Here is a 5,061-nt window from a genome sequence, read left to right on the forward strand (position 1 = left end):
CCCGGGTCACCGCCGAGCTGCCCTGGCGCGGGTGACCCCCGGCCGGGAGCCGCCGCCGTCCGGGGGGCGTCGTTCCCGCCCGGGGGTCACCCGCGCCAGGGCAGCTCGGCGGTGACCCGGGTCGGGCCGCCGGCCGGGGAGTCCACGACCAGCAGGCCGTCGACGGACGCCAGCCGCTCGGCCAGGCCCGCCAGGCCGGTTCCGGCACCGGTGTGCGCGCCGCCCCGGCCGTCGTCCGCGACCAGCACCATCAGCCGGTCCTCGGTGCGCCAGACGTCCAGCGTCGCGCTGCCCGCCATGGCGTGCTTGGAGACGTTCTGCAGCAGCTCGGAGGCGGTGAAGTAGGCGATGCCCTCGATCGCCGCGGCCGGCCGGCGCATGGGCTCGACGCTCACCGAGACCGGAACCGTGCACCGCGCGGCCAGCGCCGACAGCGCCGGGCCGAGCCCCCGGTCGGTCAGGATCGCCGGATGGATGCCGCGGGCCAGGTCCCGCAGCTCCTGGAGCGCGAGCTTCACCTCGCCGTGCGCCTCGTCCACCATCTTCGCGGCGGCCTCCGGGTCCTCGGCCAGCTTCTCCCTGGCCAGACCCAGGTCCATGGCGAGCGAGACCAGCCGGGCCTGGGCGCCGTCGTGCAGATCGCGCTCGATGCGGCGCAGGTCGGCCGCCGCGGTGTCCACCACCACCCCGCGGTCCGACTCCAGCTCCACGACCCGGGAGGCGAGCGAGGAGGGCCCCAGCAGGCCCAGGACCATGACCCGGTCCACCTGCGTCAGCCCGCGGATCAGCCACGGCCCGGCCAGCACCATCAGCAGCCCGATCCCGCCGGTGAGCGCGATCTCGGCCGGGGTGTCGAGGTAGACCGCGTGGCCGTTGCCCTCCTCCCACATCACGATGCCCGGCCGGTCGAAGTACGAGGGGAAGACCCACCGCCACAGGGGGTAGATCAGCAGCACCCACCCGACGGACCAGAACGCCACCGAGAAGACGAACGTGAAGAGCGCCCACGGGAAGTGCACCAGGGAGTAGACGAGGTGCCGCCAGGACTCCCCGCTCTTCAGCACGGCCCCGACCCATCCCATCAGGCCCGGCTTGGCGGCCCGGACCGGCCTCGGATCGGCGACGTCCAGCCCCAGCAGGGCGCGGGCCCGCGCACGCTCCACGAAGCCGAGGCCGCGGGCGCCGGCGAGACCGGCGGCCAGCACCGGGATGCCCAGGAACGTCACCAGCAGCCCGGCGCCCAGAGAGACCACGACCACCGTGTACGTGAACATCACCAGGGACATCGGGAGGTTGAGCAGGAGGTACAGGGTCTCCCGCCAGGTGCGCCCGGAGAACGGGGCGCGCAGCCCCACGGGCACACGGGAGCCGCGGTGCTGCGGTGCGTATGCGGAATCCATCGTCTCGTCTCGTCCGTTCTGCCGGTGGCGGCGCTGCCCTGGCGTGCCGGGGTGCGGCCGTTGCCCTTGTCGGCGGCGCCGTGCCCGTTCCCCGGGCCGGGCGCCCTCTCGTCCGTCCTCACCAGGGTCCGCGCCCGGCGCCCGGCGCACCATGAGGGGCTTCGCAGTCTTGGGCGGGGGTTTTCCCCACCCTGGGGAGGAGCGTGGGGGCCCGGTGCCTGTGGCGCCGGGCGTCCGACGGGCGCCTGTCGGGGCCCGCCCTCGGCACGGGCCGGAACACCGCCCCTCAGCGGCCCCTCGACGCCGCCGCCGCGGGCTCCGTCCGCGCCCGCCAGGGCAGCTCCGCCGTCACCCTCGTGGGCCCGCCCACCGGCGAGTCCAGCACGAACAGCCCGTCCACCGAGCCCAGTCGCCCGGCGAGCCCGGCCATCCCGCTGCCACCGTCCAGCCGCGCCCCGCCCCGCCCGTCGTCCGACACCAGGATCAGCAGCCGGTCGCCCGCCAGTCGCCCGGCACCGCCCCGGTCCGAGGGCCCTGCGGGCCCGCCCCCCTTGACCCGCCACACCTCGACCGACGCCTGCCGCGCCGCGCTGTGCTTGGAGACGTTCTGCAGCAGCTCCGAGACGGTGAAGTAGGCGATGCCCTCGATGGCGGGCGCGGGCCGCTCGTCCAGGTCGACCGAGGTGGTCACCGGCACCGTGCAGCGCCCGGCCAGCGAGGCCAGCGCGGGCCCCAGCCCGCGGTCGGTGAGGATCGCCGGATGGATGCCGCGGGCCAGGTCCCGCAGCTCCTGGAGCGCGAGCTTCACCTCGCCGTGCGCCTCGTCCACCATCGCCGCGGCCGCTTCCGGGTCCTCCAGCAGCTTCTCCTTCGCCAGCCCGAGCCCCATGGCGAGTGCCACGAGACGGGCCTGCGCGCCGTCGTGCAGATCCCGTTCGATGCGGCGCAGATCGGCGGCCGCGGTGTCGGTGACCGTCACCCGGTCCGACTCCAGCTCCGCGATCCGCCGCTCCAGCTCGTCGGAGGGGGAGAGCAGCGCGCGCACCATCGCCCGGTCCACGTTGGACAGCCAGCGCGCCACCCACGGCAGCACCGGCCAGCCCACGATCAGCAGGACGAGGACGACCGGGAAGGTGAGGAGCACCCACGGCAGCCGGACGAAGGCGAACAGCGCGTGCCGCCAGGCGACCGGATCCGTCAGACACGTCCACAACCACGGGAAGAACCCCCGCTCCCGCGGCCGCAGCGGGCTCGGCTCCGCGATCCGTACGCCGAGCAGCGCCGCCGCCCGGGCGCGCTCCAGCCTCCCGTACCGGCGGCACGCCAGCAGCCCCGTCGCCAGCAGCGGCACGCCCACCACGGTGACGGACAGCCCGATGCCCAGCGTGAGCCACACCACCAGCGCCATGAACGCCGCGACGCCCAGCGGGAAGTTGGCCAGCAGGTAGGCGACCTCCCGCCACATCAGGCCACTGAACAGCGCTCGGGGCGGCGGTGGCGGGACGTCGTCAAGGGCGTCCTCAGCAGCACTGGACCGACTGGACCGGGATCTCTCCGTCATACGCCCAGCCTGCCCGGCGGCGTTCCCCGGTGCCATGGGGCTGAGGGGGTGGCGGACGGTGGGGTTTACCTCACCCTGTCCGGGCCCTGTCCGGCCATGGCCGCCGCACCCGACGGGCGGACCCTGCCCAACTCCGTGCTGCCATGGGTGATTTACGGGATTTTGGCTGGTGGGGGCGGTGACGGTCCCCGCGGGCGAATTGCTCCGGCGTGCTGGACACGCCGTCGCAGGGGAGCCGTATCGTGTCGCGGTACGGATCGGGAGGGGGAGCGACGATGGCGCGTCACTGCGACAGCCGGTTGCCCACTGGCAACACAGGGACCGCGTCGGCGTGGTGAGGATGAGTACGGGGACGGGGGCGGGGACGGACGCGGTGGCCGTGTCGGGTGCCTCCCTCAGCCGGGAGACGGCGGCGGCGTCCGTCGCGCAGGACGCGACGGACGCGCCATACATGACGGACGCGCCATACATGACGGACGCGGCAGGCGTGCCGGACGCAGCCGCCGGTGGTCCGGACGTGCGCAGTGGGCACTGGGGCGAGCGGAGCCGGACGGGGACGGCCGGTGCGGCGAGTGTGCTGCTGGCCCTCATCGCCGGGACAGCGGCGGCGAGTTGGTACGGACCCGGTGCCGCCGCAGTCGGGCTCGGGATCGCCGGGGCGCTTGCCGTGGCGGGCGGAGCCCTCTGTGGCCGGCTCGGCCGGCGTCCGCTGGGTACCGCGCTGCTTCTGCTGGGCGGTGCGCTCGGCGTGCTCGCCTCGTGGCAGGCCTCCTCGGCCGGCGCGGTGCGGCTGGCGGCGGTCGGACTGACCGTCGCGGCCGTGCTCGCGCTGCTCGGCGTCGGTACGGAGCTGGGGCGCGGCGGACTCGTCGGCGCGGCGACGGTCGCGGGCGCGGTGGGCGTCTGGGAGGCCGGGCTGGCGCTGACCGGTCTGGCACGTACGGCAGTTGCGCTCGGCGTGCTCTCGGTGCTCGTGCTCGGGTATCTGCCCCGGCTGGCGCTGCGGACGGCCGGGCTGACCCGGCTCGACGACCGGCGCTCCGGCGAGGCACCGGTGAGCCGCCACCAGGTGGCGACCGCGCTGGGCGCGACCCACCGCGGTCTCGCGCCGGCCACCGTCGCCGTGGCGGTCTGCGCGGGTGCGGCGGGAGCCCTGGCCGCGGGGCAGGGGGACGGCTGGTCGGTCGCCGCCGCGGCCCTGTTGTGCGTGGTGACGCTGTCGCGGGCGCGGGCCTACCCCCTGGCCGTCGAGGTCATCGCCCTGCTGGCGGCCGGTACGGCGGTCGCGGTGTGCCTGCTGCTGCGGTGGGCGGCCGGTTCGGGTGACCCGTCGGGTGCGCTGGCTGTGCTGGGGGTGCTGGCGGTGCTGCCGCTCGGGGTGCTCGCGCTGCGGGTGCCGGAGCAGGTGCGGGTCGGGCTGCGCCGGCTGCTGAATCTCGTCGAGTCGGTCAGTGTGGTGGCGCTGATCCCGGTGGCCCTCGGGGCGCTCGGGGTCTACGGCCCGCTGCTGCACACGTTCTGACCCGGAAAGCCGGAAAGACGGAGACGGACATGGCAGCGGATGGATCGGCGTCGGCGGCGGACGGAACGGCCGCGGCGGACGGCCCGGCGGCGTCGGGCGGACCGGCGGCGGACGGCCCGGCGGCGTCGGGCGGAATGGCCGCTTCAGGCGTACCGGCGCAGAACAACTGGCAGCACGATCTGCTGCGTGATCTTGGTGGGGGAGCGATGACGCCGGGCACGGGCAGCGGACCGGGTACGGACGGGGAGTCGGGCACGGACGGGCCACGGGAAGCGGACGGCGGACCGGCGACGACCGTCGGACACGCGACGGCCGGCGGCTCGGCCATGCCCGGCCCGGGACCCGCGGCCGACGCGATATCCGCCTCTGACCCCGCTCCTGACCCCGCCTCCGCCCCCGCTCCCGTCGACGCGAGCGTGTGGGACACCCCGACGTCCGCGAAGGCGGAGCCGGCCGTGCCCGCGCAGACGCTTGCGCCGTCCGCCGGGCCGATGCCGACGGTTGCCCACGCCGCCCCGACCGGCCCCAGCGAGGCGGCTCGGCCGGCGTCCGCTGGGTACCGCGCTGCTTCTGCTGGG

Annotated in this window: 3 protein-coding genes and 1 pseudogene; 2 read left to right on the plus strand and 2 right to left on the minus strand. The window is 75.6% G+C overall.

Going from position 1 to position 5,061, the window contains the following annotated elements; all coding sequences use genetic code 11:
* Positions 1–86: 86 nt before the first annotated feature.
* Positions 87–1,400, minus strand: coding sequence for a sensor histidine kinase (locus tag EST92_RS31005; protein ID WP_129283984.1), 1,314 nt, complete (start codon positions 1,398–1,400; stop codon positions 87–89).
* A 286-nt stretch (positions 1,401–1,686) separates the two neighbouring features.
* Complete coding sequence (locus EST92_RS31010; protein WP_174244185.1) at positions 1,687–2,961, minus strand: sensor histidine kinase; 1,275 nt, start codon at positions 2,959–2,961, stop codon at positions 1,687–1,689.
* A 451-nt stretch (positions 2,962–3,412) separates the two neighbouring features.
* Here EST92_RS31010 and EST92_RS31015 point away from each other — a divergent pair, with 451 nt between their 5' ends.
* Entirely contained in the window at positions 3,413–4,483 is a 1,071-nt protein-coding gene (locus EST92_RS31015; RefSeq protein ID WP_161981814.1) for a secretion protein snm4, read from the plus strand.
* A gap of 29 nt (positions 4,484–4,512) precedes the next feature.
* Positions 4,513–5,061 (plus strand): annotated as a pseudogene (locus EST92_RS31895) (hypothetical protein); the annotation flags it as partial.

This window comes from Streptomyces sp. TM32, assembly GCF_004122755.1.
Lineage (GTDB): Bacteria > Actinomycetota > Actinomycetes > Streptomycetales > Streptomycetaceae > Streptomyces > Streptomyces sioyaensis.